This is a genomic window from Exiguobacterium sp. KKBO11 (assembly GCF_001644945.1).
Taxonomy (GTDB): domain Bacteria; phylum Bacillota; class Bacilli; order Exiguobacteriales; family Exiguobacteriaceae; genus Exiguobacterium_A; species Exiguobacterium_A abrahamii.
Window position 1 is genome coordinate 17,708 of the sequence record NZ_LUCU01000058.1, and the last position, 24,050, is coordinate 41,757.

General features: G+C 48.1%; 28 protein-coding genes and 1 other annotated feature. All 28 genes read right to left on the bottom strand.

Annotated features, from left to right (window positions below):
• Positions 1-30: 30 nt before the first annotated feature.
• Positions 31-234: a 50S ribosomal protein L29 gene (gene rpmC, locus AYO36_RS15875; protein WP_012369017.1), complete on the bottom strand. Its 204-nt coding sequence runs from the start codon at positions 232-234 to the stop codon at positions 31-33.
• The gene (rplP, locus tag AYO36_RS15880; RefSeq protein ID WP_012369016.1) at positions 221-658 is read right to left on the bottom strand and encodes a 50S ribosomal protein L16; all 438 of its coding nucleotides are present in this window, start codon (positions 656-658) and stop codon (positions 221-223) included. The genes rpmC and rplP overlap by 14 nt, the downstream gene beginning before the upstream one ends.
• Positions 659-691: 33 nt before the next feature.
• On the bottom strand, positions 692-1,348 hold the full coding sequence (gene rpsC, locus AYO36_RS15885; protein WP_023466633.1) for a 30S ribosomal protein S3: 657 nt from the start codon (positions 1,346-1,348) through the stop codon (positions 692-694).
• 12 nt (positions 1,349-1,360) lie between these two features.
• Positions 1,361-1,693: a 50S ribosomal protein L22 gene (gene rplV, locus AYO36_RS15890; RefSeq protein ID WP_012369014.1), complete on the bottom strand. Its 333-nt coding sequence runs from the start codon at positions 1,691-1,693 to the stop codon at positions 1,361-1,363.
• Positions 1,694-1,713: 20 nt separating this feature from the next.
• Positions 1,714-1,992 carry a 30S ribosomal protein S19 gene (gene rpsS, locus AYO36_RS15895; protein ID WP_012369013.1) on the bottom strand — a complete coding sequence of 93 codons (279 nt, stop codon included), beginning with the start codon at positions 1,990-1,992 and terminating at the stop codon, positions 1,714-1,716.
• Positions 1,993-2,055: 63 nt separating this feature from the next.
• Positions 2,056-2,886 carry a 50S ribosomal protein L2 gene (rplB, locus tag AYO36_RS15900; RefSeq protein ID WP_023466632.1) on the bottom strand — a complete coding sequence of 277 codons (831 nt, stop codon included), beginning with the start codon at positions 2,884-2,886 and terminating at the stop codon, positions 2,056-2,058.
• A 32-nt stretch (positions 2,887-2,918) separates the two neighbouring features.
• Positions 2,919-3,203 carry a 50S ribosomal protein L23 gene (rplW, locus tag AYO36_RS15905; protein ID WP_023466631.1) on the bottom strand — a complete coding sequence of 95 codons (285 nt, stop codon included), beginning with the start codon at positions 3,201-3,203 and terminating at the stop codon, positions 2,919-2,921.
• Entirely contained in the window at positions 3,203-3,826 is a 624-nt protein-coding gene (gene rplD, locus AYO36_RS15910) for a 50S ribosomal protein L4 (RefSeq protein ID WP_023466630.1), read from the bottom strand. Before rplD ends, rplW begins: the two co-directional genes overlap by 1 nt.
• Before the next feature lie 29 nt (positions 3,827-3,855).
• Positions 3,856-4,482 carry a 50S ribosomal protein L3 gene (gene rplC, locus AYO36_RS15915; RefSeq protein WP_023466629.1) on the bottom strand — a complete coding sequence of 209 codons (627 nt, stop codon included), beginning with the start codon at positions 4,480-4,482 and terminating at the stop codon, positions 3,856-3,858.
• Between the two features lie 68 nt (positions 4,483-4,550).
• Positions 4,551-4,859 carry a 30S ribosomal protein S10 gene (gene rpsJ, locus AYO36_RS15920; RefSeq protein ID WP_029343090.1) on the bottom strand — a complete coding sequence of 103 codons (309 nt, stop codon included), beginning with the start codon at positions 4,857-4,859 and terminating at the stop codon, positions 4,551-4,553.
• 316 nt (positions 4,860-5,175) lie between these two features.
• Positions 5,176-6,363 carry an elongation factor Tu gene (gene tuf, locus AYO36_RS15930; protein ID WP_064300982.1) on the bottom strand — a complete coding sequence of 396 codons (1,188 nt, stop codon included), beginning with the start codon at positions 6,361-6,363 and terminating at the stop codon, positions 5,176-5,178.
• A gap of 117 nt (positions 6,364-6,480) precedes the next feature.
• On the bottom strand, positions 6,481-8,559 hold the full coding sequence (gene fusA, locus AYO36_RS15935; protein WP_050677142.1) for an elongation factor G: 2,079 nt from the start codon (positions 8,557-8,559) through the stop codon (positions 6,481-6,483).
• Positions 8,560-8,683: 124 nt separating this feature from the next.
• Entirely contained in the window at positions 8,684-9,154 is a 471-nt protein-coding gene (gene rpsG / locus AYO36_RS15940) for a 30S ribosomal protein S7 (RefSeq protein WP_023466623.1), read from the bottom strand.
• 49 nt (positions 9,155-9,203) lie between these two features.
• Positions 9,204-9,623 carry a 30S ribosomal protein S12 gene (rpsL, locus tag AYO36_RS15945; RefSeq protein ID WP_023466621.1) on the bottom strand — a complete coding sequence of 140 codons (420 nt, stop codon included), beginning with the start codon at positions 9,621-9,623 and terminating at the stop codon, positions 9,204-9,206.
• Positions 9,624-9,748: 125 nt separating this feature from the next.
• Entirely contained in the window at positions 9,749-10,000 is a 252-nt protein-coding gene (locus AYO36_RS15950; RefSeq protein ID WP_023466620.1) for a ribosomal L7Ae/L30e/S12e/Gadd45 family protein, read from the bottom strand.
• 80 nt (positions 10,001-10,080) lie between these two features.
• Positions 10,081-13,680, bottom strand: a complete 3,600-nt coding sequence (gene rpoC / locus AYO36_RS15955) for a DNA-directed RNA polymerase subunit beta' (protein WP_050677143.1) — start codon at positions 13,678-13,680, stop codon at positions 10,081-10,083.
• A 20-nt stretch (positions 13,681-13,700) separates the two neighbouring features.
• A complete protein-coding gene (gene rpoB, locus AYO36_RS15960) occupies positions 13,701-17,258 on the bottom strand; it encodes a DNA-directed RNA polymerase subunit beta (RefSeq protein ID WP_064300988.1) in 3,558 nt (1,185 codons plus the stop codon).
• A 231-nt stretch (positions 17,259-17,489) separates the two neighbouring features.
• The gene (locus AYO36_RS15965; protein WP_023466614.1) at positions 17,490-18,086 is read right to left on the bottom strand and encodes a class I SAM-dependent methyltransferase; all 597 of its coding nucleotides are present in this window, start codon (positions 18,084-18,086) and stop codon (positions 17,490-17,492) included.
• Positions 18,087-18,168: 82 nt separating this feature from the next.
• Positions 18,169-18,537 carry a 50S ribosomal protein L7/L12 gene (rplL, locus tag AYO36_RS15970; protein ID WP_023466613.1) on the bottom strand — a complete coding sequence of 123 codons (369 nt, stop codon included), beginning with the start codon at positions 18,535-18,537 and terminating at the stop codon, positions 18,169-18,171.
• 76 nt (positions 18,538-18,613) lie between these two features.
• Positions 18,614-19,120, bottom strand: a complete 507-nt coding sequence (gene rplJ, locus AYO36_RS15975) for a 50S ribosomal protein L10 (protein ID WP_023466611.1) — start codon at positions 19,118-19,120, stop codon at positions 18,614-18,616.
• 50 nt (positions 19,121-19,170) lie between these two features.
• Positions 19,171-19,322 (bottom strand) — a sequence feature (ribosomal protein L10 leader region).
• 55 nt (positions 19,323-19,377) lie between these two features.
• Positions 19,378-20,064, bottom strand: a complete 687-nt coding sequence (rplA, locus tag AYO36_RS15980; RefSeq protein WP_064300983.1) for a 50S ribosomal protein L1 — start codon at positions 20,062-20,064, stop codon at positions 19,378-19,380.
• 117 nt (positions 20,065-20,181) lie between these two features.
• Entirely contained in the window at positions 20,182-20,607 is a 426-nt protein-coding gene (rplK, locus tag AYO36_RS15985) for a 50S ribosomal protein L11 (RefSeq protein ID WP_023466609.1), read from the bottom strand.
• Between the two features lie 149 nt (positions 20,608-20,756).
• Positions 20,757-21,308 carry a transcription termination/antitermination protein NusG gene (nusG, locus tag AYO36_RS15990; protein ID WP_023466607.1) on the bottom strand — a complete coding sequence of 184 codons (552 nt, stop codon included), beginning with the start codon at positions 21,306-21,308 and terminating at the stop codon, positions 20,757-20,759.
• 19 nt (positions 21,309-21,327) lie between these two features.
• A complete protein-coding gene (gene secE / locus AYO36_RS15995; protein WP_023466605.1) occupies positions 21,328-21,498 on the bottom strand; it encodes a preprotein translocase subunit SecE in 171 nt (56 codons plus the stop codon).
• 44 nt (positions 21,499-21,542) lie between these two features.
• A complete protein-coding gene (gene rpmG / locus AYO36_RS16000; protein WP_023466603.1) occupies positions 21,543-21,689 on the bottom strand; it encodes a 50S ribosomal protein L33 in 147 nt (48 codons plus the stop codon).
• Positions 21,690-21,844: 155 nt separating this feature from the next.
• Positions 21,845-22,486, bottom strand: a complete 642-nt coding sequence (gene sigH / locus AYO36_RS16005; protein ID WP_029343084.1) for an RNA polymerase sporulation sigma factor SigH — start codon at positions 22,484-22,486, stop codon at positions 21,845-21,847.
• Positions 22,487-22,673: 187 nt separating this feature from the next.
• On the bottom strand, positions 22,674-23,204 hold the full coding sequence (locus AYO36_RS16010; RefSeq protein ID WP_050677145.1) for an NYN domain-containing protein: 531 nt from the start codon (positions 23,202-23,204) through the stop codon (positions 22,674-22,676).
• Positions 23,201-23,965, bottom strand: a complete 765-nt coding sequence (gene rlmB / locus AYO36_RS16015; protein WP_035399377.1) for a 23S rRNA (guanosine(2251)-2'-O)-methyltransferase RlmB — start codon at positions 23,963-23,965, stop codon at positions 23,201-23,203. Before rlmB ends, AYO36_RS16010 begins: the two co-directional genes overlap by 4 nt.
• Positions 23,966-24,050 lie beyond the last annotated feature (85 nt).

The window sequence follows — 24,050 nt, forward strand, 5'->3', positions numbered from 1 at the left end:
GAGTGTTCCTCCTCTCAGAATCCGAGTGAATTATGCGTTGTTGATGCCGAGTTCGCGTTCACGAAGAACGGTTTTCGCGCGTGCAATCGACTTGCGCACTTCACGGATACGAGCAGGGTTCTCAAGCTGACCAGTCGCGAGTTGGAAACGAAGGTTGAACAACTCTTCTTTCCACGAACCGACTTTACCGTTAAGCTCTTCAGTTGTTTGCTGACGGAGATCAGTTGCTTTCATTCGTATCACCACCATTTTCTTCACGTTTTACGAACTTACATTTTACTGGAAGTTTGTGTGATGCAAGACGGAGAGCTTCGCGTGCGATCTCTTCCGATACTCCTGCGATTTCGAACATTACTTTACCCGGTTTGACGACTGCTACCCAGCCCTCCGGAGCACCTTTACCTGAACCCATTCGGACTTCAAGAGGTTTTTTAGTGTATGGCTTGTGTGGGAAGATCTTGATCCACACTTTACCACCACGTTTCATATAACGAGTCATCGCGATACGCGCTGATTCGATTTGACGGCTAGTGATCCAGCTAGCTTCTTGAGCTTGGATACCGAACTCGCCGAAGTGTACTGTAGTACCACGTTTCGCTTTACCACGCATGTTGCCGCGGTGAACACGACGATATTTTACACGTTTTGGTAACAACATGTTGTGTTGCCTCCTTCCCTAGACGGATGTGGATTATTCTTCGTTTGCTGCTGCTTTTTTCGTAGGAAGCACTTCACCGTGGTGGAGCCATACTTTTACGCCAATTTTGCCGTAAGTTGTATCAGCTTCTGCAGTACCGTAATCGATGTCTGCACGGAGTGTATGAAGTGGAACTGTTCCTTCCGAATACTTCTCAGAACGAGCGATATCAGCGCCACCAAGACGACCAGAAACTTCAGTCTTGATTCCTTTGATACCAGAACGCATTGAGCGTTGGATTGATTGCTTCATAGCACGACGGAACGATACGCGACCTTCAAGTTGGCGAGCGATGTTCTCAGCGACGAGCTTAGCAACTGCATCCGGGTTTTTCACTTCAACGACGTTAACGTGAACGCGTTTGCCTTTTGCAAGGTTAGTGATGTCTTTACGAAGTGTTTCGATTTCAGAACCGCCTTTACCGATAACCATACCAGGCTTAGCAGTGTGAAGTGAGATGTTCAAGCGGTTAGCTGCGCGCTCGATTTCTACTTTAGAGACACTAGCGTCTTTAAGACGTTTTTCGATATATTCACGAACTACGTAGTCTTCATGAAGGAGATCAGCATAGTCTTTATCTGCGAACCAACGTGATTCCCAGTCTTTGATGATACCTACGCGAAGACCAGTTGGGTTAATCTTCTGACCCACGGTAATCCCTCCTTATTTTTCAGATACCACGATGTGAACGTGGCTCGTACGTTTGTTGATGCGGCTTGCGCGACCCATTGCACGTGGGCGGAAACGTTTGAGCGTTGGACCTTCGTTTACGTAAGCCTCAGTGACTACGAGGTTTTCGATGTTCATGTCGAAGTTGTGCTCAGCGTTCGCGATTGCCGATTTCAATACTTTCTCAACGATTGGCGTTGCTGCCTTGTTCGTGTAAGCAAGAATCGAAAGTGCTTCGCCGATTTGCTTCCCGCGGATTAAGTCTACTACGAGACGTGCCTTACGAGGAGCAATGCGAACCATATTAGCCGATGCTTTTGATTGCATAATGAGTACCTCCCCTCAGATTAACGTTTCGTTTTCTTATCGTTTCCAGCATGTCCTTTGTAAGAACGTGTTGGAGCGAATTCACCAAGTTTGTGACCGACCATATCTTCTGTCACGTAAACCGGTACGTGTTTACGACCATCGTAGACAGCGATCGTGTGACCGATGAACTCTGGGAAGATTGTCGAGCGGCGTGACCAAGTTTTGATGACATGTTTGTCACCAGCTTCGTTGGCTTTATCAACCTTAGCGAGCAGATGGTGATCTGCGAATGGACCTTTTTTCAAGCTGCGACCCATAGTTGTACCTCCCTTTGGCATGATTCAGGAACGGTTCCTACGAACCGTCCAGAAATCATGTAATTATTTTTTAGAACGACGGACGATATATTTATCGCTCGCTTTGTTTTTCTTACGAGTTTTGTATCCGAGTGCCGGTTTACCCCAAGGAGTAAGTGGGCCCGAACGACCGATTGGAGCACGTCCTTCACCACCACCGTGTGGGTGATCGACTGGGTTCATGACAGAACCACGAACTGTAGGACGTTTTCCGAGCCAGCGTGAACGACCAGCTTTACCGATATTGACGAGCTCGTGCTCTTCATTACCGACAGCGCCGACTGTTGCACGGCAAGTAGCAAGGATCATACGAGTTTCGCCTGATTGAAGACGAACGATTGCGTATTTACCATCTTTACCGAGAAGCTGAGCAGAAGTACCAGCTGCGCGAACGAGCTGACCACCTTTACCTGGCTTAAGTTCGATGTTGTGGATCAACGTACCGACTGGGATGTTTGAAAGTGGAAGAGCATTACCGACTTTAATGTCAGCTTCTGGTCCAGCCATGACTTGCATGTCTACTTTCAAGCCTTTCGGTGCGAGGATGTAGCGTTTTTCACCATCGATGTAGTGGATCAATGCGATGTTAGCAGAGCGGTTTGGATCGTACTCAATTGTAGCGACACGACCAGCGATGCCATCCTTGTTCCGTTTGAAGTCGATGATACGATATTTACGTTTGTGTCCGCCACCTTGGTGACGTACTGTCAAGCGACCTTGGTTGTTACGTCCGCCCTTTTTCGAAAGCTTTTCAGTTAACGATTTTTCAGGACGTGAAGCCGTAATCTCAGCAAAGTCAAGTGCAGTCATATTACGACGACCGTTAGTGGTCGGTTTAAACTTTTTAATTCCCATCGAGAGTTCCCTCCTTTTCTACAGAGTTCCGATTAACCGAGGTAATCGAGTTCTTTGCTATCTGCAGTAAGCGTGACGACCGCTTTTTTGCGGCGTGCTGTGTAACCAGCGTGACGACCTACGCGTTTTGCTTTTGGTTTTGAGATCAATGTGTTGACTTTGTCAACTTTCACTCCGAAGATCGCTTCAACTGCATCTTTGATTTGAGTCTTAGATGCCTTCACGTCTACTTCGAATGTGTACTTTTTCTCAGCCATTTGGTTTACTGAACGTTCAGTAATGACAGGACGTTTGATAATGTCGTGTGTGTGTGCCATTATGCAAGCACCTCCTCTACTCTCGCAACAGCGTCCTTCGTAATGATGACTTTGTCATGAGCGACAAGATCAAGGACGTTTACACCTGCAGCGTCAACGACTGTGACACCTGGGATGTTGCGTGTTGAAAGAACGACTGACTCGTTGTAATCAGCAGTAACGACGAGAACTTTACGTTCGATTGAAAGAGCAGCGAATACTGCGATCATGTCCTTAGTTTTAGGAGCATCGATTGTCAATCCTTCAAGAACGATGAACTCGTTGTTAGCGACTTTCGAAGAAAGTGCTGAACGAAGTGCGAGACGACGAACCTTTTTAGGAAGTTTGTAAGCGTACGAACGTGGTGTTGGACCAAAGACTGTTCCACCGCCAACCCATTGTGGCGAACGGATCGAACCTTGGCGTGCACGACCAGTACCTTTTTGTTTCCATGGTTTACGGCCGCCACCGCGAACTTCCGAGCGACCTTTTGTATCATGTGTACCTTGGCGACGTGAAGCTTGTTGCATGACGATTGCATCGTATACGACTGCTTCATTTGGCTCGATTCCGAAAACGGCATCTGCGAGCTCGATGTCTCCAACTTGTGTACCTGTTTGGTTAAGCAAAGCTACTTTAGGCATTCGTTATTCCTCCTTTCCTTGCAAACGGATTAGTTGCCTTTAACCGCAGTTTTGATGACAACTTGGCTCTTACGTGCGCCTGGGATAGCACCCTTGACGAGGAGTAAGCCGCGTTCTGCATCAACTTTTACGATTTCAAGGTTTTGAACAGTGATTTGCTCTCCACCCATGCGTCCAGGGAGCAATTTCCCTTTGAATACACGGTTAGGAGCAACAGGACCCATTGAACCTGGGCGACGGTGGTAACGCGAACCGTGAGCCATTGGACCACGTGATTGGTTGTGACGCTTGATTGCACCAGCGAAACCTTTACCTTTCGACGTACCTGTTACATCAACCATTTCGCCTGCAGCGAAAGTATCTGCTTTAATCTCTTGACCGATTTCGAAATCTGCTACTGATGTACGGATTTCTTTAATGAAGCGCTTAGGTGTCGCGTTTGCTTTCGCAGCGTGACCTTTTTGCGGTTTGTTTTGACGACCTTCTTTGATATCACCAAAGCCGAGTTGAACTGCTTCGTAACCGTCAACTTCCGTTGTTTTCAATTGAAGAACAACGTTACCTTCGACTGAAACGACAGTAACAGGGACGACTTCGCCTGACTCGTTGAAGATTTGTGTCATACCGAGTTTAGTTCCTAAGATTCCTTTAGCCATGAGATACACCTCCTAATATTGAATGATTTTGATCTTCTGGCTAGTATCAACTATCTATAGAAGAAAAATTAAAGTTTGATTTCGATGTCAACGCCCGATGGAAGTTCGAGACGCATAAGCGCATCAACAGTTTTCGGTGTTGGGTTAACGATGTCGATCAAACGTTTGTGTGTACGCATTTCGAACTGCTCACGAGCATCTTTGTACTTGTGAACGGCACGAAGTACTGTGTAGACCGCTTTCTCCGTTGGGAGTGGGATCGGACCAGATACAGTAGCACCTGAACGTTTTGCTGTGTCGACAATCTTCTCAGCCGATTGATCAAGCACGCGGTGATCGTATGCTTTCAAACGGATCCGAATTTTTTCATTTGCCATGTTATTTCCCTCCTTTTCGCCTATTTCGTAAATAGACATTCTCCGCGGAAATTTCCACACTAGCCATGGCAATGCCGCCTGGTGTGTCATAACCTCCCGCTTCATCGCGTTGTGTTTGTGACCAACATATTCTATCATACTGAATCACCAGCAAGAATGCAAGCACTAATAAAATAGAATATGTATTCAAGTCTCTCACCACTCGCACAAACACTTTCCTCAGTATATAAGATGTCAGACCATGTTGCAAGACTGTTTTCAAAGAAATGAAAAAAGGTCTTCCGCCACGGGAGACGGAAGACCTTTGTCTTAAAAATTACTCAACGATTTCTGTAACTGATCCAGCGCCTACTGTACGGCCACCTTCACGGATTGAGAAACGAGTTTCTTTTTCAAGAGCGATTGGTGCGATGAGTTCAACAGTCATTTCGATGTTGTCCCCAGGCATAACCATTTCAGTACCTTCTGGAAGTTGAACCATACCAGTTACGTCAGTTGTACGGAAGTAGAACTGCGGGCGGTAGTTCGCGAAGAATGGCGTGTGACGGCCACCCTCTTCTTTAGAAAGAACGTAAACTTGCGCTTTGAACTTTTTGTGTGGTGTGATTGTGTTTGGTTTCGCGAGAACTTGTCCACGCTCGATGTCGTCACGTGATACACCACGGAGAAGAGCACCGATGTTGTCGCCAGCTTCAGCATAGTCAAGAAGCTTACGGAACATCTCTACACCAGTACATACTGATTTTTTAGTTTCTTCGTGAAGACCAACGATTTCGATCTCGTCGTTGACTTTAAGAACTCCACGCTCAACGCGGCCAGTAGCAACTGTACCACGACCAGTGATTGAGAAGACATCCTCAACTGGCATCATGAAGTCTTTTTCAGTGTCACGAGTTGGTTCTGGGATGTACTCATCGACAGCTGCCATGAGTTCCATGATTTTTTCTTCCCATTTAGCTTCGCCGTTAAGCGCGCCAAGAGCAGAACCTTGGATAACTGGGAGGTCATCACCTGGGAAGTCGTACTCAGAAAGAAGCTCACGGATTTCTATTTCGACGAGCTCAAGAAGCTCTTCGTCGTCAACCATGTCAACTTTGTTCATGAATACTACGATGAAAGGAACACCTACTTGACGTGAAAGCAAGATGTGCTCACGTGTTTGTGGCATTGGACCATCTGTTGCAGAAACAACGAGGATCGCGCCGTCCATTTGTGCAGCACCAGTGATCATGTTTTTAACATAGTCAGCGTGACCTGGGCAGTCAACGTGTGCATAGTGGCGTTTGTCTGTTTCGTACTCGATGTGAGCTGTTGCGATTGTGATACCGCGCTCGCGCTCTTCTGGAGCACCATCGATTTGGTCAAACTTAGTTGCAGCTTTACCTTGTGATTTTGCAAGTACAGCTGAGATAGCTGCTGTCAAAGTTGTTTTACCGTGGTCGACGTGGCCGATTGTACCAACGTTAACGTGCGGTTTAGAACGGTCGAATTTTTCCTTACCCATTCTGAATTCCTCCTCTATGTGTCTAATAATTTTTTATAACTAGGAAGGTGAGTCGTAAGATAACGTACACCTTCCTTAGCTTACACTAATCATAAAAGCGTGACAACCTGTGAAGGATTAGCCGTTCGCTTTTTTGATGATTTCTTCCGCAACTGATTTCGGTACTTCTTCGTAGTGATCGAAGTGCATCGAGTACGTTCCGCGACCTTGTGTGCGTGAACGAAGACCAGTAGCGTATCCGAACATTTCAGAAAGTGGAATCATTGAACGGACAACTTGAGCGTTACCGCGTGCTTCCATACCTTCTACGCGACCACGGCGTGATGTAACATCACCCATGATGTCTCCCATGTATTCGTCTGGGATGACGATTTCAACTTTCATCATTGGCTCAAGGATAACAGCGCCGCTCTTATCTTTGAGTTGTTTGACTGCCATTGAAGCCGCAACTTTAAATGCCATCTCGTTTGAGTCGACATCGTGGTACGATCCGAAGACGAGTGAAGCTTTTACGTCAACGACCGGGTAACCAGCAAGGATACCGTTTTGAAGTGCTTCTTCGATTCCGTGCTCAACCGCTGGGATGTATTCACGTGGAACAACACCACCGACGATTTTGTTGTTGAACTCGAAGCCAGCGCCTTCTTCGTTCGGCTCGAATTCTACGACGACGTGACCATACTGACCACGACCACCAGATTGACGAGCGAACTTCGAATCGATCTTCGCCGCTTGGCGGATCGTTTCACGGTAAGCTACTTGTGGAGCACCAACGTTTGCTTCGACTTTGAACTCGCGACGCATACGGTCAACGATGATGTCGAGGTGAAGCTCACCCATACCTGAGATGATCGTTTGACCAGTCTCTGGGTTTGTTTCAGTGCGGAACGTTGGATCCTCTTCAGCAAGCTTAGCGAGGGCTTGACCCATTTTATCTTGGTCAGCTTTCGTTTTTGGTTCGATAGCGACCGAGATAACTGGTTCTGGGAATGTCATTGATTCGAGAACGACGTTGTCTTTCTCTGCACAAAGCGTATCTCCAGTAGTTGTATCTTTCAAACCTACAGCTGCAGCGATGTCACCCGCGTATACCATCGGGATCTCTTCACGGCTGTTTGCGTGCATTTGAAGGATACGTCCAAGACGCTCACGTTTGCCTTTTGTTGAGTTTTTAACGTACGATCCTGCCGAAGCTGTACCAGAGTACACACGGAAGAATGTAAGTTTACCGACGTAAGGGTCAGTCATGACTTTGAACGCGAGTGCAGAGAATGGTGCTTCGTCCGAAGACTCACGCACGATTTCTTCATCCGTATCCATGTCGATACCTGAGATCGCTTTTACGTCGATTGGTGATGGGAGGTAATCGAGAACTGCGTCAAGCATAAGCTGAACACCTTTGTTCTTGAATGCCGAACCTACGAGTACAGGATAGAAGTCAACTGTCAGAGTTGCTTTACGGATAGCCGCTTTCAACTCGTCGATTGTGATTTCTTCACCCTCGAGGTATTTCATCATCAATTCTTCTTCGTAATCCGCAACTGCTTCGATCAATGATCCACGGAGTTCTTCAGCTTGATCAGCGAGATCAGCTGGGAAACCGTCAGTCACTTCGATGTCAGTTCCGAGATCGTTGCCGTACATGTATGTTTTCTGTTCGACGAGGTCGATGATTCCTTTGAATTCATCTTCCGCACCGATTGGAATTTGGATCGCGTGTGCGTTCGCTTGGAGGCGTTCGCGAAGCGTTCCAACCGAGTACAAGAAGTCTGCACCGATTTTATCCATTTTGTTAACGAAAACGATACGTGGTACGCCGTAAGTTGTAGCTTGGCGCCATACTGTCTCAGTTTGTGGCTCAACACCAGACTGAGCGTCAAGTACTGCTACCGCACCATCAAGTACGCGAAGTGAACGTTCAACCTCAACTGTGAAGTCTACGTGTCCAGGTGTATCGATGATGTTTACGCGGTTACCTTTCCATTGAGCAGTTGTTGCTGCCGATGTAATCGTGATCCCACGCTCTTGCTCTTGCTCCATCCAGTCCATTTGTGAAGCACCTTCGTGCGTTTCACCAATCTTGTGGATACGACCCGTGTAATACAGGATACGCTCAGTCGTTGTTGTTTTACCAGCATCGATGTGAGCCATGATCCCGATGTTACGAGTGTTCTTAAGGGAGAATTCTCTTGCCATCTTTAAACATTCTCCTTTCGCATTTTAGTTTAGTGGTCGTGTGTTGCCACACGTCATGACTATACCCGAAAGCCACCTCATAATTCCATTAAAAATGGCATGCATGAGGTGGTGATTTTCGGAATTACCAGCGATAGTGAGCAAACGCTTTGTTCGCTTCCGCCATTTTGTGCATATCTTCGCGCTTCTTAACAGAAGCACCAGTGTTGTTTGCAGCGTCCATGATTTCGTTAGCAAGGCGCGCATCCATAGTTTTTTCGTTACGGAGACGTGAGTAGTTCACGAGGTAACGAAGTGCGAGTGTCGTACGACGCTCTGGGCGAACTTCGACAGGAACTTGATAGTTAGCTCCACCTACACGGCGTGCTTTAACTTCAAGAACTGGCATGATGTTGTTCATCGCTTCTTCAAAGACTTCCATTGCATCGCGACCTGAACGTTCAGCGATAGTTTCGAAAGCTTTGTATAAGATTTGTTGAGCAGTACCTTTTTTACCATCTAACATAAGACGGTTGATAAGGCGGGTAACGAGTTTAGAGTTGTAGATCGGATCAGCCATTACATCACGACGTTCTGCTTGACCTTTACGTGGCATTCCGAGTCCCTCCTTTCATATAGTGAGGTGATATCTTAAGATATCTAGATTATTTTTTAACTTTAGGACGTTTAGTACCGTATTTCGAACGACCTTGCATACGGCCGTCAACACCAGCTGTATCAAGCGCACCACGAACGATGTGGTAACGTACCCCTGGTAAGTCTTTTACGCGGCCGCCGCGGATAAGAACAACACTGTGCTCTTGAAGGTTGTGGCCGATACCTGGGATGTAAGCTGTTACTTCCATTGTGTTCGTCAAACGTACACGTGCGTATTTACGAAGAGCCGAGTTCGGTTTCTTCGGAGTCATTGTACCTACACGAGTACAAACACCACGTTTTTGTGGTGAGCTGATGTCAGTACGAGCTTTAATGAAGCTGTTGTACCCTTTGTTCAGCGCTGGCGAATCTGATTTCACAACTTTTGATTGACGTCCTTTACGGACTAATTGGTTGATAGTAGGCATCTTTGAGATCCTCCCTTCCTGAATTCATGACAAATTTCAAAACCACCGAGCCGGGTGGTTCATCGAAAGTCATAATGAAACGTTTTGCGTGGCTCAGGCATTCCATCGCCACACAAAACGCATTATCAAACTTTCTTAATGGCAACAGCGGTTGCTGCGACATCGATTCCACAAGCTTTTCCAAGCTCTTGCTTAGAAGGAACATTCACGACTGGAACGTTAGCTTGTTTCGCCGCATCGAGCAATGCTTGTTTTACGTGTTCATCTGCGTCATCCGCAATGATCACTTCCGACGCCTTGCCAGATCGCAATGCTTTGAGCGTTTGCTTTTGACCGACAAACTTCAAATCTGCGCCGACTACTTTTTTGTAAGACATGAAGATATCCTCCAAAATAACACAGCCGGTTGGCAACACTATATCATAGTAGCACCGCCATACCGGCGTGTCAAGGCGTTTTATTCTACCGGAGAATCGGCTTCTACAGGTGCTTCGCCAGCTACTTCGAGATCGATCTGACGGTAACGTGCCATCCCAGTACCAGCTGGAACCAACTTACCGATGATGACGTTCTCTTTCAAGCCGCGAAGGTAGTCGCTCTTCCCTTTAATCGCTGCATCCGTAAGGACACGAGTCGTTTCTTGGAACGACGCAGCCGATAGGAATGAATCTGTTTCAAGTGACGCTTTCGTGATACCGAGAAGAACTGGTTTCGCCGAAGCGAGAGCTTTCCCGTTACGGAGCGCTTCTTTACAAGCTTCCTTGAACGTGCTGATATCGACGAGCGAACCTGGTAAGAGTGAAGTCTCACCAGACTCGATGACACGTACGCGACGGATCATTTGGCGAACCATGACCTCGACGTGTTTGTCACCGATCTCAACCCCTTGCATCCGGTATACTTTTTGAACTTCTTGGAGCAAGTAGTTCTGAACGCCGGATACACCTTTAACGTTCAAGAGTTCTTTCGGATCGATCGAACCTTCCGTGAAGACTTGACCGGCTTTGACCTCGTCCCCGAGCTGAACACGTAGACGCGAACCGAATGGGATCGTGTATGTGCGGGTTTCGCTGAGTCCTTGGACCGTCAATTCACGTTTGTCACGCGATTCCGTGAAGTCGATGACTTGACCATCGATTTCCGAGATGACCGCTTGACCTTTCGGGTTACGCGCTTCGAACAACTCTTGGATACGCGGAAGACCTTGTGTGATATCATCCCCGGCAACCCCACCTGTGTGGAAGGTACGCATCGTAAGCTGCGTTCCTGGCTCACCGATTGATTGTGCCGCGATGATACCGACAGCTTCGCCGACTTCGACGTCGTTGCCTGTTGCCAAGTTGCGTCCGTAACATTTCTTACAGACACCATGGCTTGTGTTACATGTGAAGGCAGTGCGGATCTCAACGTTATCGACACCTGCGTCCGTGATTGCACGAGCGATGTCTTCATCGATGAGTTCGTTCGTTGAAACGAGGACTTCTCCTGTTTCTGGGTGAACGACGTTTTCGAATGCAGTACGGCCGACGAGGCGGTCGTAGAGGCTTTCGATCTCTTCCGTTCCTTCACGGAGTGCTGTGACGCGGATACCACGATCCGTTCCACAATCATCTTCACGGATGATGACGTCTTGAGCGACGTCAACGAGACGACGAGTCAGGTAACCTGAGTCAGCCGTTTTCAAGGCTGTATCGGCAAGACCTTTACGCGCACCGTGTGTCGAGATGAAGTATTCCTGTACCGTTAGACCCTCACGGAACGATGATTTGATCGGGAGCTCGATGATCCGTCCACTTGGAGCGGCCATGAGTCCACGCATACCAGCGAGCTGCGTGAAGTTCGACGCGTTACCACGGGCACCGGAGTCACTCATCATGAAGATCGGGTTGAGACGGTTGAGGGATTTCATCAGACGAGACTGAATTTCATCCTTCGCATCATTCCACGATTTAACGACGCGCTCATAGCGCTCGTCTTCTGTGATGAGACCACGACGGTACGATTTCATGACGCGGTCGACATTGTCCTGCGCTTCAACAAGAATTTCTTGTTTATCTGGAAGAACGATGATGTCCGCGATCCCTACCGTGATACCGGCACGAGTCGAGTGTTTGAATCCGAGGTTTTTCATGCGGTCGAGCATGCGGCTTGTTTCTGTCGTCTCAAACCGTTTGAAGACTTCCGCGATGACATTTCCAAGGAATCCTTTTTTGAACGGGTCGATGATCGGACGGTTCTTCAGTTCTGCCGCGACATCTGTTCCTTTTTCAAGGAAGTACTTGTCTGGCGTCGCTTCTTGAAGGTTCGTCATCGTTGGTTCGTTCAAGTAAGGGAACGTCGTTGGGAGGATCTCGTTGAAGATCAACTTACCGACTGTTGTAATCAATAATTTCTCGTTTTGCTCTTCCGTGAATGTCGGGTTTTTCAGAACGCCGGCTGGAATCGCAACACGTGTATGGAAGTGCGCATAACCATTTTGGTAAGCGATGAGCGCTTCGTTCACTGTCGAGAAGATTTTACCTTCGCCGATCGCGTTTTCGCGCTCGAGCGTGAGGTAGTAGTTACCGAGGACCATATCCTGCGATGGTGTAACAACAGGTTTACCGTCTTTCGGGTTCAAGATGTTTTGTGCAGCGAGCATGAGAAGACGCGCTTCTGCTTGTGCTTCTGCCGAAAGTGGTACGTGAACCGCCATTTGGTCACCATCGAAATCGGCGTTGTACGCCGTACATACGAGTGGGTGAAGGCGAATCGCGCGTCCTTCGACGAGCGTTGGTTCGAATGCCTGGATACCGAGACGGTGAAGTGTCGGTGCACGGTTCAAGAGAACCGGATGCTCACGGATGACTTCTTCGAGGACATCCCAGATTTCAGGTTGAACGCGCTCGATTTTCCGTTTCGCACTCTTAATGTTCGGTGCGATGCCACGAGAGACGAGTTCTTTCATGACGAACGGTTTGAAGAGCTCAAGGGCCATTTCTTTTGGAAGACCACATTGATACATCTTCAGGTTTGGACCAACGACGATAACTGAACGACCAGAGTAGTCGACACGTTTACCGAGCAAGTTTTGACGGAAACGTCCTTGTTTCCCTTTCAACATGTGTGAAAGTGATTTAAGTGGACGGTTACCTGGTCCAGTGACTGGACGACCACGACGACCGTTATCGATCAAAGCATCGACTGCTTCTTGAAGCATCCGTTTTTCATTCTGAACGATGATGTTCGGAGCGCCAAGGTCAAGAAGACGCTTGAGACGGTTGTTACGGTTGATGACGCGGCGGTACAAGTCGTTCAAGTCAGACGTTGCGAAACGTCCGCCATCGAGTTGAACCATCGGACGAAGTTCCGGTGGGATGACTGGAAGTACTTCAAGCACCATCCATTCTGGATTGTTGCCTGAGTTACGGAACGCATCGAGGACTTCAAGGCGTTTGATCGCACGCGTACGACGTTGTCCTTGAATCATACGAAGCTCTTCACGTAATGCAGCGACTTCTTTATCGAGTTCCACGTCACGGAGCAATTTACGAACTGCTTCCGCACCCATTTCAGCAGTGAACGAACGACCGAACTTCTCACGATATGCACGGTATTCTTTCTCTGAAAGGAGTTGTTTCTTCTCAAGTGTCGATTCGCCTGGATCTGTGACGACGTACGACGCGAAGTAGATGATCTCTTCTAACGCACGCGGTGACATGTCGAGGACGAGTCCCATACGGCTAGGAATTCCTTTGAAGTACCAGATGTGCGAAACCGGTGCTGCGAGCTCGATGTGACCCATGCGCTCACGACGGACTTTCGACTTCGTGACTTCAACGCCACAGCGGTCACAAATGATTCCTTTATAGCGGATCCGTTTGTATTTACCACAGTAACATTCCCAGTCTTTTGTTGGACCAAAGATACGTTCACAGAACAAACCGTCTTTCTCCGGTTTGAGTGTACGATAGTTGATCGTCTCCGGCTTTTTCACTTCCCCGAAAGACCATGAACGGATCTTTTCGGGGGAAGCGAGGCCGATTTGCATATATTCAAATCTATTAACATCTACCAAGGGGTGGACCTCCCTTTCGCTTATTCCTCTTCAGTAACAACTGGTGCGACAGGCGCTTGAACTTCTTCGAGTGCTGGAGTCGCGTTCGGGATATTGTCCTCGTCTTCGTCGCGCATTTCGATTTCTTCATCATCAGCAGACATCATCTTGACGTCCATACCGAGGGATTGAAGCTCTTTAATGAGGACTCGGAACGATTCCGGTACGCCCGGTTGTGGTACATTCTCACCTTTGACGATTGCTTCGTACGCTTTAACACGACCGATCGTGTCATCCGACTTGATTGTAAGGATCTCTTGGAGCGTGTAGGCTGCGCCGTATGCTTCAAGTGCCCATACTTCCATCTCACCGAAACGCTGACCACCGAACTGGGCTTTACCACCGAGCGGTTGTTGTGTGACGAGTGAGTATGGTCCTGTCGAACGTGCGTGAAGTTTATCATCGACCATGTGAGCAAGTTTAATCATATACATGACACCGACAGAGATGCGGTTATCGAATGCTTCACCCGAACGACCATCATAAAGGACAGTCTTCGCGTCGCGATCCATACCTGCTTCTTCAATCGTTGCCCAAACATCTTCCTCACGCGCACCATCGAATACCGGTGATGCGACTTTGATGCCGAGTTGACGTGCTGCCATCCCGAGGTGAAGCTCGAGCAACTGCCCGATGTTCATCCGTGATGGAACCCCCAGTGGGTTCAACATGATGTCAATTGGCGTACCGTCTGGCATGTACGGCATGTCTTCTTCTGGAAGGATACGCGAGATAACACCTTTGTTACCGTGACGACCCGCCATTTTGTCACCCTCGTGAATCTTACGCTTCTGAACGATGTAAGCACGGATCAACTGGTTGACACCAGGTGAGAGCTCGTCCCCATTATCGCGGTCGAAGATTTTGACGTCGAGGATGATTCCATCACCACCGTGTGGTACACGGAGAGATGTATCACGGACTTCACGTGCTTTTTCACCGAAGATTGCATGAAGAAGACGTTCTTCCGCTGTCAATTCCGTTACACCCTTCGGCGTAACTTTACCGACGAGGATATCGCCGTCCTTGACTTCCGCACCGACGCGGATGATTCCGCGATCGTCGAGGTTTTTCAAGGCATCATCACCGACGTTCGGAATATCACGTGTGATTTCTTCCGGTCCGAGTTTCGTATCACGCGACTCACATTCGTATTCTTCGATGTGAATCGATGTGTAGACGTCGTCTTTGACAAGACGCTCACTCATGATGACAGCATCCTCATAGTTGTAACCATCCCATGTCATGAAACCGACGAGTACGTTGCGACCAAGCGCAAGTTCCCCACCGTCCATCGATGGACCATCTGCAAGGATCTCGCCTTTATCGACTGGGTCGCCTGCTTTGATGATTGGTTTTTGGTTATAACACGTTCCTTGGTTAGAACGGATGAATTTTTGAATCTTGTAACGGTCGAGTTCCCCTTCAACGATGTTGCCATCGACTTCCGTCGTACGACGGACAAGGATTTCACGCGCCGTGACACGCTCAGCGATCCCTGCGTGCTTCGCAACGACAGCGGCTCCTGAGTCTTTCGCAGACACGTACTCCATTCCTGTACCGACAATCGGAGATTCCGGGTTCAGAAGTGGGACGGCCTGACGTTGCATGTTCGCTCCCATGAGGGCACGGTTCGAGTCATCGTTCTCAAGGAACGGGATACAAGCCGTTGCGGCAGATACAACCTGCTTCGGTGAAACGTCCATGTAATCGACACGTGCTGGTTCGACAGACAAGTTTTGTCCACGGAAACGTGAAAGGACGTGTGAATCTTTAAACGTCTTCTCTTCCGTCAACAACATGTTTGCCTGTGCGACGACGTAGAGATCCTCTTCGTCAGCAGTCATGTAGTGGATTTCATCCGTGACAACGCCCGTTTCCGGATCGACACGACGATATGGCGCTTCGATGAAGCCGTACTCATTGACCTTCGCGTACGAAGACAACGAGTTGATCAAACCGATGTTTGGTCCCTCTGGCGTTTCGATCGGACACATACGGGAATAGTGCGAGTAGTGTACGTCACGAACTTCGAAACCAGCGCGCTCACGTGTCAAACCACCAGGTCCGAGTGCTGAAAGACGACGTTTGTGCGTCAATTCCGCAAGCGGGTTCGTTTGGTCCATGAACTGAGACAACTGCGAGCTACCGAAGAACTCTTTAATCGATGCGATAACTGGACGAATGTTGATCAATGCCTGTGGCGTGATCGCATTCTGATCCTGAATCGACATCCGTTCCTTAACGACACGTTCCATCCGTGAGAGACCGATCCGGAATTGGTTCTGGAGCAGCTCACCGACTGAACGAAGACGACGGTTACCGAGGTGGTCGATATCGTCTGTCGTACCGACTTCATGCAACAAGTTGAAGAAGTAGTTGATGGAAGCAATCATGTCAGCAGGCGTGATGTGCTTGATGTCACGATCGATGTTACCGTTACCGATGATATTGATGATGCGTTCACCTTCAGCATCGTCCGGTGCGAACACCTTGATTGACTGTAAGTTGAAAGCCTCACCCTGCGTCACGCCGCCTGTAGGCGTCGCTTCGATGTAACCAACGGATCCTTCGAGGAATGGAAGGACTTTATCGAGCATACGACGATCAAGGACCGTTCCTGCTTCCGCGATGACTTCACCTGTCTCAGGATCAACAAGCGTTTCCGCGAGTTTTTGACCGAAGAGACGGTTCTTAAGATGAAGCTTTTTATTGATTTTATAACGACCAACGTTTGCCAAATCATAACGTTTCGGGTCAAAGAAGCGCGACACGAGCAACGCTTTTGCGTTTTCGACTGTCGGCGGCTCTCCCGGACGTAGACGCTCATAAATCTCGATGAGGGCTTTTTCCGTTGATTCCGTATTATCTTTTTCAAGTGAATTCCGGAGGTACTCATCATCACCGAGAAGATCGATGATTTCCTGATCCGTACCGAAACCAAGAGCACGTAAAAGAACCGTTACTGGAATCTTACGCGTGCGATCAATGCGAACATAAACGATGTCTTTCGCGTCTGTCTCGAGCTCGAGCCATGCACCACGGTTTGGGATGACTGTCGCGGAGAATCCACGCTTACCGTTCTTATCTAACTTATTGTTGTAATAAACACTTGGCGAACGAACAAGCTGCGAAACGATTACGCGCTCCGCTCCATTGATGATGAATGTTCCCGACTCCGTCATAAGCGGGAAGTCACCCATGAAGACTTCTTGTTCTTTCAATTCACCCGTCTCTTTATTTTGAAGACGGACTTTAACGCGTAGTGGTGCCGAATAGGTCACGTCGCGCTCTTTCGATTCATCGATCGAATACTTCGGCTCTCCGAGCGAGTAGTCGATGAATTCTAATACGAGATTCCCTGTGAAATCGGAAATCGGCGAAATGTCATGAAACATCTCACGAAGACCTTCCCGCAGGAACCACTCATACGAATTCGTTTGAATCTCGATTAAGTTTGGAAGTTCCAATACTTCGCTGATACGTGCATAGCTTCTTCTCTGACGGTGACGACCGTACTGAACAAGTTGACCAGTCAACTGATTCACCTCTCAGACCCACTTCTTCTTATAGAGAAGGACGGGTGTAATATCGAACATTGAAGCCATTTTTTGATTGATAAGCGCAAAAAAGCGACGTCTTGTCTACTCAATCATCTGTAGTCGAGAACGCCAGCTGCTTTCAAACATCTTATCCAAAAATCACTCCAATGGCATTTTATAATACTATCATAGACACAACATGCGGTCAACGACAAATCCTTCGATTTGTCAAGACCGAATTGATTTAAATATCGAGTACCCTTTATCGCGGGTAACTGTCTCACACATACCGAATACGTCTTCCATCAATTTCTTCGCTGATGGTCCACCTTGTTTCTTTTGAATGACGACCCAAAGCTCGCCGCCGACGACAAGATGATCATACGCTTCCCGGAGAATACGATGAACGACCGTTTTTCCCGCCCGAATCGGTGGATTCGTCACGATCGCTGCGAATGTCGATTCGCCTACCCCATCATACCCGTCACTCACACCGGTCGTCACGGAAACACCGTTCGCGCGCGCATTGTCTGCCGCTAGTTCGAGCGCCCGTTCATTGACATCGATCAAGTGTGCCGGACGACCCGTCGACTTCGAAAGCGCGATGCCCATCGGTCCGTATCCGCAACCGACATCCAAGATGTCTCCCGCTACAGCCGGTTCCGTGAATGCCTCGATCAACAGACGGGAACCAAAATCGATTCCATTCTTCGAAAAGACACCATGGTCCGATGTAAAGCGGAGCGTCTGACCACGCAGGACATATTCCCACGTCTTCGGATCTCGTTTCGATGAAGGGTCATTCGTATAATAATGATCCGCCATGTTTCCTTCCCCTCTCATGTAAAAGATGAAAACAAAAGAAGCTCGCAATGCGAGCTTCTCTTGTTTCTACGGAAGAAGAAAATTACTTAACTTCTACAGTAGCGCCAGCTTCTTCAAGCTTAGCTTTCATTGCTTCAGCGTCTTCTTTCGAAACGCCTTCTTTAACTGGTGCTGGAGTTCCGTCTACGAGAGCTTTCGCTTCTTTAAGACCGAGACCAGTCAATTCGCGAACTGCTTTGATGACGTTGATTTTACCAGATCCAGCGTTAGTAAGGATAACGTCGAATTCAGTTTGCTCTTCAGCTGCTGCGCCTGCGCCAGCACCTGCAACTGCTACTGGAGCTGCTGCTGATACGCCGAATTCTTCTTCGATTGTTTTTACGAGTTCGTTAAGTTCAAGAACAGTCATGCCCTTGAGGTCTTCGATAAATTGCTCTTTGTTGAAAGCCATTATGGTTTTCCTCCTTTGATTTAGCCCACGTTGGGGTGTGAAAATTGTGTTGGTTGCCTATCCCGCTAAGCAGAAATTAAGCAGATTGTTCTTCTTTTTGCTCTGCGATTGCGTTCGTTGCCACCGCGAGTCCACGGATTGGCGCTTGAAGCACGCTGAGGAGCATCGAAAGGAGACCTTCGCGTGATGGAAGTTCCGCAAGGGCTTTGACATCTTCTACTGAAGTGACTTTGCCTTCGATGATACCACCTTTAAGTTCGAGAGCCTTGTGCGTTTTAGCGAAGTCGTTCAAGATCTTAGCTGGCGCGATAACATCTTCATTGCTGAAGGCGATCGCACTAGGACCTGTGAAGACTTCATCAAGACCTTCGAGGTTGCTTTGAACTGCCGCGCGGCGGAGGAGACCGTTTTTGTAAACTTTGAATTCAACGCCCGCTTCGCGGAGTTGTTTACGAAGTTCAGTGACTTCTTCTACTGTGAGACCACGGTAGTCGACGACAACTGTTCCTGCGCTCGCTTGGAGTTTCTCAGCGATCTCAGATACGAGATCCGCTTTGACAGCGATAACTTTTTCGTTTGCCATTTCTGTTGCACCTCCTGGTAGATGAAATGTACCGGTGCGAGGGGCTGCTCGATTTCAAATAAAAAGCCTCCGTCTGCAGAGCAGAGGAGGCGTAATCGTCAAAAAGGATACCTGAACAAACAGGCTCTCTGAGCAAGAACACCTCGGAAGGATTTATGCCCATGTGAGCACCTTCTGTCTACGGTATGTCGAAATATATCAACGTTTTATACTGTAACAGCGTTCTTAGAACGTTGTCAAGTTCGTTTTAGACGAAATTATTTCGCGAAGTCAGCTGAAGATACTTTTACACCAGGACCCATTGTAGAAGCGATCGCGATGTTCTTAAGGTATACACCTTTAGCAGTAGCAGGCTTAACTTTTACGAGAGTTTCGATAACTGTGTTGATGTTATCAACGAGTTTCTCGTTATCGAATGATTTTTTACCGACAGGAACGTGGATGTTACCTGATTTGTCGACACGGTACTCAACTTTACCAGCTTTGATATCGTTGATTGCTTTTGTGACGTCAAATGTAACTGTACCTGTTTTCGGGTTTGGCATGAGGCCTTTTGGTCCGAGAACGCGACCAAGTTTACCAACTTCACCCATCATGTCTGGTGTCGCGACGATAACGTCGAAGTCGAACCATCCTTGTTGGATTTTGTTGATGTACTCAGCATCACCAGCGTAATCTGCTCCAGCAGCTTCCGCTTCTTTTAATTTCTCACCTTTCGCGAAGACGAGAACTTTTTGTGTTTTACCAGTACCGTGTGGCAATACGACTGCTCCACGGATTTGTTGGTCTGCTTTCTTCGGATCTACTCCGAGACGAACAGCCAATTCGATAGTCTCATCGAATTTCGCAGTTGCAGATTTTTTAGTCAAATCTACAGCTTCTGCGAGTTCGTATGAAACCGTACGATCGATAAGCTTAGCAGCTTCTTTGTACTTCTTACCCATTTTAGGTTCCTCCTTTGTGGTTGTGCGGAAAATCCTCCCACATAATGAAAGGGTAGCAGGCTTCAAGAAACTATCCGCCTGCGACCCTCATCGTTGTTCATGGTAATCAAAAAGACATTAGTCTTCGATTACGATACCCATAGAACGTGCAGTACCTTCAACCATCAACATTGCTGTTTCAACAGATGATGCGTTAAGGTCTGGCATTTTTGTTTCAGCGATTTCACGAACTTTGTCACGTTTGACAGTCGCTACTTTCTTACGGTTCGGTTCACCTGAACCACTCTCAATTCCAGCTGCTTTCTTCAAGAGAACTGCTGCTGGAGGAGTTTTAGTGATGAATGTGAATGAACGATCTTCAAAAACCGTGATGACTACAGGGATAATCAAGCCGGCTTGGTCTTGTGTACGAGCGTTGAACTCTTTACAGAAGCCCATGATGTTCACACCTGCTTGACCGAGTGCCGGTCCAACTGGTGGAGCTGGGTTTGCTTTGCCCGCAGGAATTTGAAGTTTTACGAGTTTCATAACCTTCTTCGCCACGAGACACACCTCCTTAATTCTTTAATGTGGTTTAATTGGACGTTGCGCGTCCTCCCACTCATTCTATTCGACGAGTTATTTATCGAAATAAGCACAACATCAAACACGAAAAATTGTATCATTAAAACAAAACATTCGCAATAGGAAACTTAATCGATTTTATCGACCTGTGCGAAATCAAGCTCGACCTTCGTTTCGCGACCGAACATATCAACAGAGACTTTCATTTTCTCAGCATCTGTATCAAGCTCCTCGATCGTACCTTCGAGATTTTCGAAAGCTCCTTCTTTGATTCGGACGATTTGTCCGAGTGAGAAGTCGTAACGGCTCTTCAGATCGACGAGACCCATTGATCCAAGGATGTTTTCTGCTTCTTCCGGAAGGAGCGGTGTCGGTTTTGAACCGCCGCCGACTGATCCGAGGAAGCCCGTGACGTTCGGAGTATTCCGGACGACATACCAAGAATCATCCGTCATGACCATCTCGACGAGGACATACCCCGGGAAGATCTTGACTTCACGTTCCTTGATTTTCGTTTCTCCCTTTTTGTTCGTTACTTCTTCTTGTACCGTTTCAATCGGAACGAGTACACGGAAGATTTTTTCGTCCATGTTCATGGATTCAATCCGACGTTCAAGGTTCGCCTTGACGTTGTTTTCGAATCCGGAATACGTTTGGACGACAAACCATTGTTTCTCCATGGTAGGCCACCTCTTCTTTTTACTTAATCAACCAGCTCATCAATGCGCTAAGCCCTGAATCGACGCCGAAGATGAAGACACCCATGAAGATCACCATACCGATGACCGTCAATGTGTATTTCGTCAGCTCTTTCCGTTTTGGCCAGCTCGTCTTTTTCAATTCATTCCATACGTCACGCAAAAATTTCATCGTACTTTCCCTCCAGGATGTAATAAATCGGGACAGATGAAGCCTTATTTCGCTTCTTTATGAATCGTATGCGCGTTACAACGACGGCAGAATTTCTTCAATTCCAAGCGGACAGTGACGTCCTCTTTTTTCATCGTCGTATAGTCGCGGGCACCGCAATTATCACAAGCAAGGCCTACTTTCTTCGCCATCTCAAAGTCCTCCTTCTTTGCCACTCTTCTCTTCTGTTAAGGTACTTTCCTTCCGAAAAAGAGCGTAAAAAAAAACGCCTATGAGCGGCGTCTCGCTAGTAAGGCGCTAGTTATACAGTAGCATAGGAAGGGATTACGGTCAATCTACCTCTCTGTTAGACCGTCATCTTTCGTGCTTCAAGATATCGCTCAAGCTTGCGCTTGACACGTTGCAAGGCATTGTCGATCGATTTGACGTGACGATCGAGGTCGTCAGAGATTTCCTGATACGTCCGTCCGTCGAGATAGAGCGCGAGGACCTTCCGTTCGAGGTCGCTCAGAATCTCATCCATCTTCGATTCGATGTCTGCGTATTCTTCCCGGTTGATGATCAAGATTTGTGGATCAGAAGGTGCTGTCGACGTGATGATATCAAGTAACGTCCGCTCCGATTCATCGTCATAGATCGGTTTATCGAGCGAGATGTACGAGTTCAACGGGATATGTTTCTGACGTGTCGCCGTCTTGATCGCAGTGATCATCTGTCGCGTGATGCATAATTCGGCAAATCCTTTAAACGAGGCGAGCTTATCCGTTCGGTAATCCCGTACCGCCTTATAGAGACCGATCATTCCTTCTTGAATGATGTCTTCGCGGTCTGCCCCAATCAAAAAGTAAGAACGGGCTTTGGCACGTACGAAATTTCGATACCGCTCGATCAAAAATTCGAGCGCATCGCTGTTATCGAACTCTTTCGCTTGTTCTACAAGCGCTTCATCGGTCATGCACTCAAACTGGTCGAACGAAACCAAACTCATCCTGTATCCCTCCAAGCATCATTGACGAATAGTTCAATTGTTTTTAATTATACAATAATTACCTGTCGCACGACAATGAAAATTGGCATGACCTCTTTTGTTGTATCCAAAATGTATCTTTTCTACAAAAAAATCCACCGCTCTCGAATGAAGGAGAACGGCGGATTGCTCATACGAATGGTTCATATCATGTATCTGAATTCTTTCGTCGACGAATCGCTTCGAGGCGCGCGACGACATCTTCCGGTAAATCAATCTTCGAGCGCGGTTGAGCCGTCGTCTTCGCAGACGTCGTTTGTTGCTTGATGACGGCAACTGCTGCTTTCCACTCACGCCTTAGTTCCTGCGCCGATATACGGAGTGCTCCAAGCGTGAAGATGACCCATTGCTCCGTGTAGTCGTTCGTCGCTACCGTCAGCTTGACCCGGATATCCTGCAGCCAGTCAGCGGCGGTTTTCTCAATCCACTCGTCCGCCGTCTCGTTTTCTCGTGTATAGACGATATCGATTCCGCTTTTTAGCATCCGAGACTCACGCCCTGGTTGCAGATAGGCATCAAAGACGATCGTAACGCTGATCCCTGTGACGGCTTGGTACTCCGCCATCGCATGAATCAACCGTTCCCGTGCTAATTCAAAGTCTTGCTCCCGCAACGTCCGAAATTCTGGCCATGCGCCAATGATATTGTAGCCATCTACGATGAGGCGATCATATTTCATCGCGCATACGGCTTTCTAGTCCGGTAGACTTCATATAATAATAGCGAAGCCGCGACCGATGCGTTGAGCGACGTGACATGTCCTGCCATCGGGAGGTGGACGAGGAAGTCACATTTCTCACGGACGAGCCGGCTCATTCCTTTTCCTTCACTTCCAATGACGATTCCGAGCGGCATCGTACCATCGAGTGTCCGGTAGTCGTCACTTTCACGTGCATCCGTTCCGACGAACCAGATACCTTGTTTCTTTAGATCCTCCATCGTCCGAGCGAGGTTCGTCACACGAACGACCGGGATATGTTCGATCGCGCCCGTTGATGCCTTGGCGACGACTTGCGTCAACCCGACTGAGCGACGCTTCGGAATGATGATTCCGTGTGCTCCGACAGCATCTGCTGTCCGCAAGATTGATCCGAGGTTATGTGGATCCTCGAGCTCATCAAGCATGATCAAGAGCGGTGTTTCATCCTTTTGACGTGCAAGCTCGAAGATGTCTTCCATCTCGGCGTATTCATACGCAGCAACCGCTGCGACGACACCTTGGTGATTTTCCGTTCCAGCTAAACCGGTTAACCGCGAACGCGGGACGAGCTGGATTTGAATGCCCGCTTCCTGCGCCATCGCATGGATGACGGCGAGCGGTCCTTTTTGTTGTCCTTCCTGCAAGAACAGCTTGTTCATCTCTCGTCCACTCCGCAATGCCTCTAGGACCGGATTACGACCTGACAAGAAATCTTGTCCTTCTTCGAGCGGTTCGATCACGACGGGCTGTTCCTTGACTGGAGCGGCTTTTCGTTTCTCTTGTGCTGGGCGCTGTGCCTTCGTTTTCGGCTTCGCACCGGTAGCC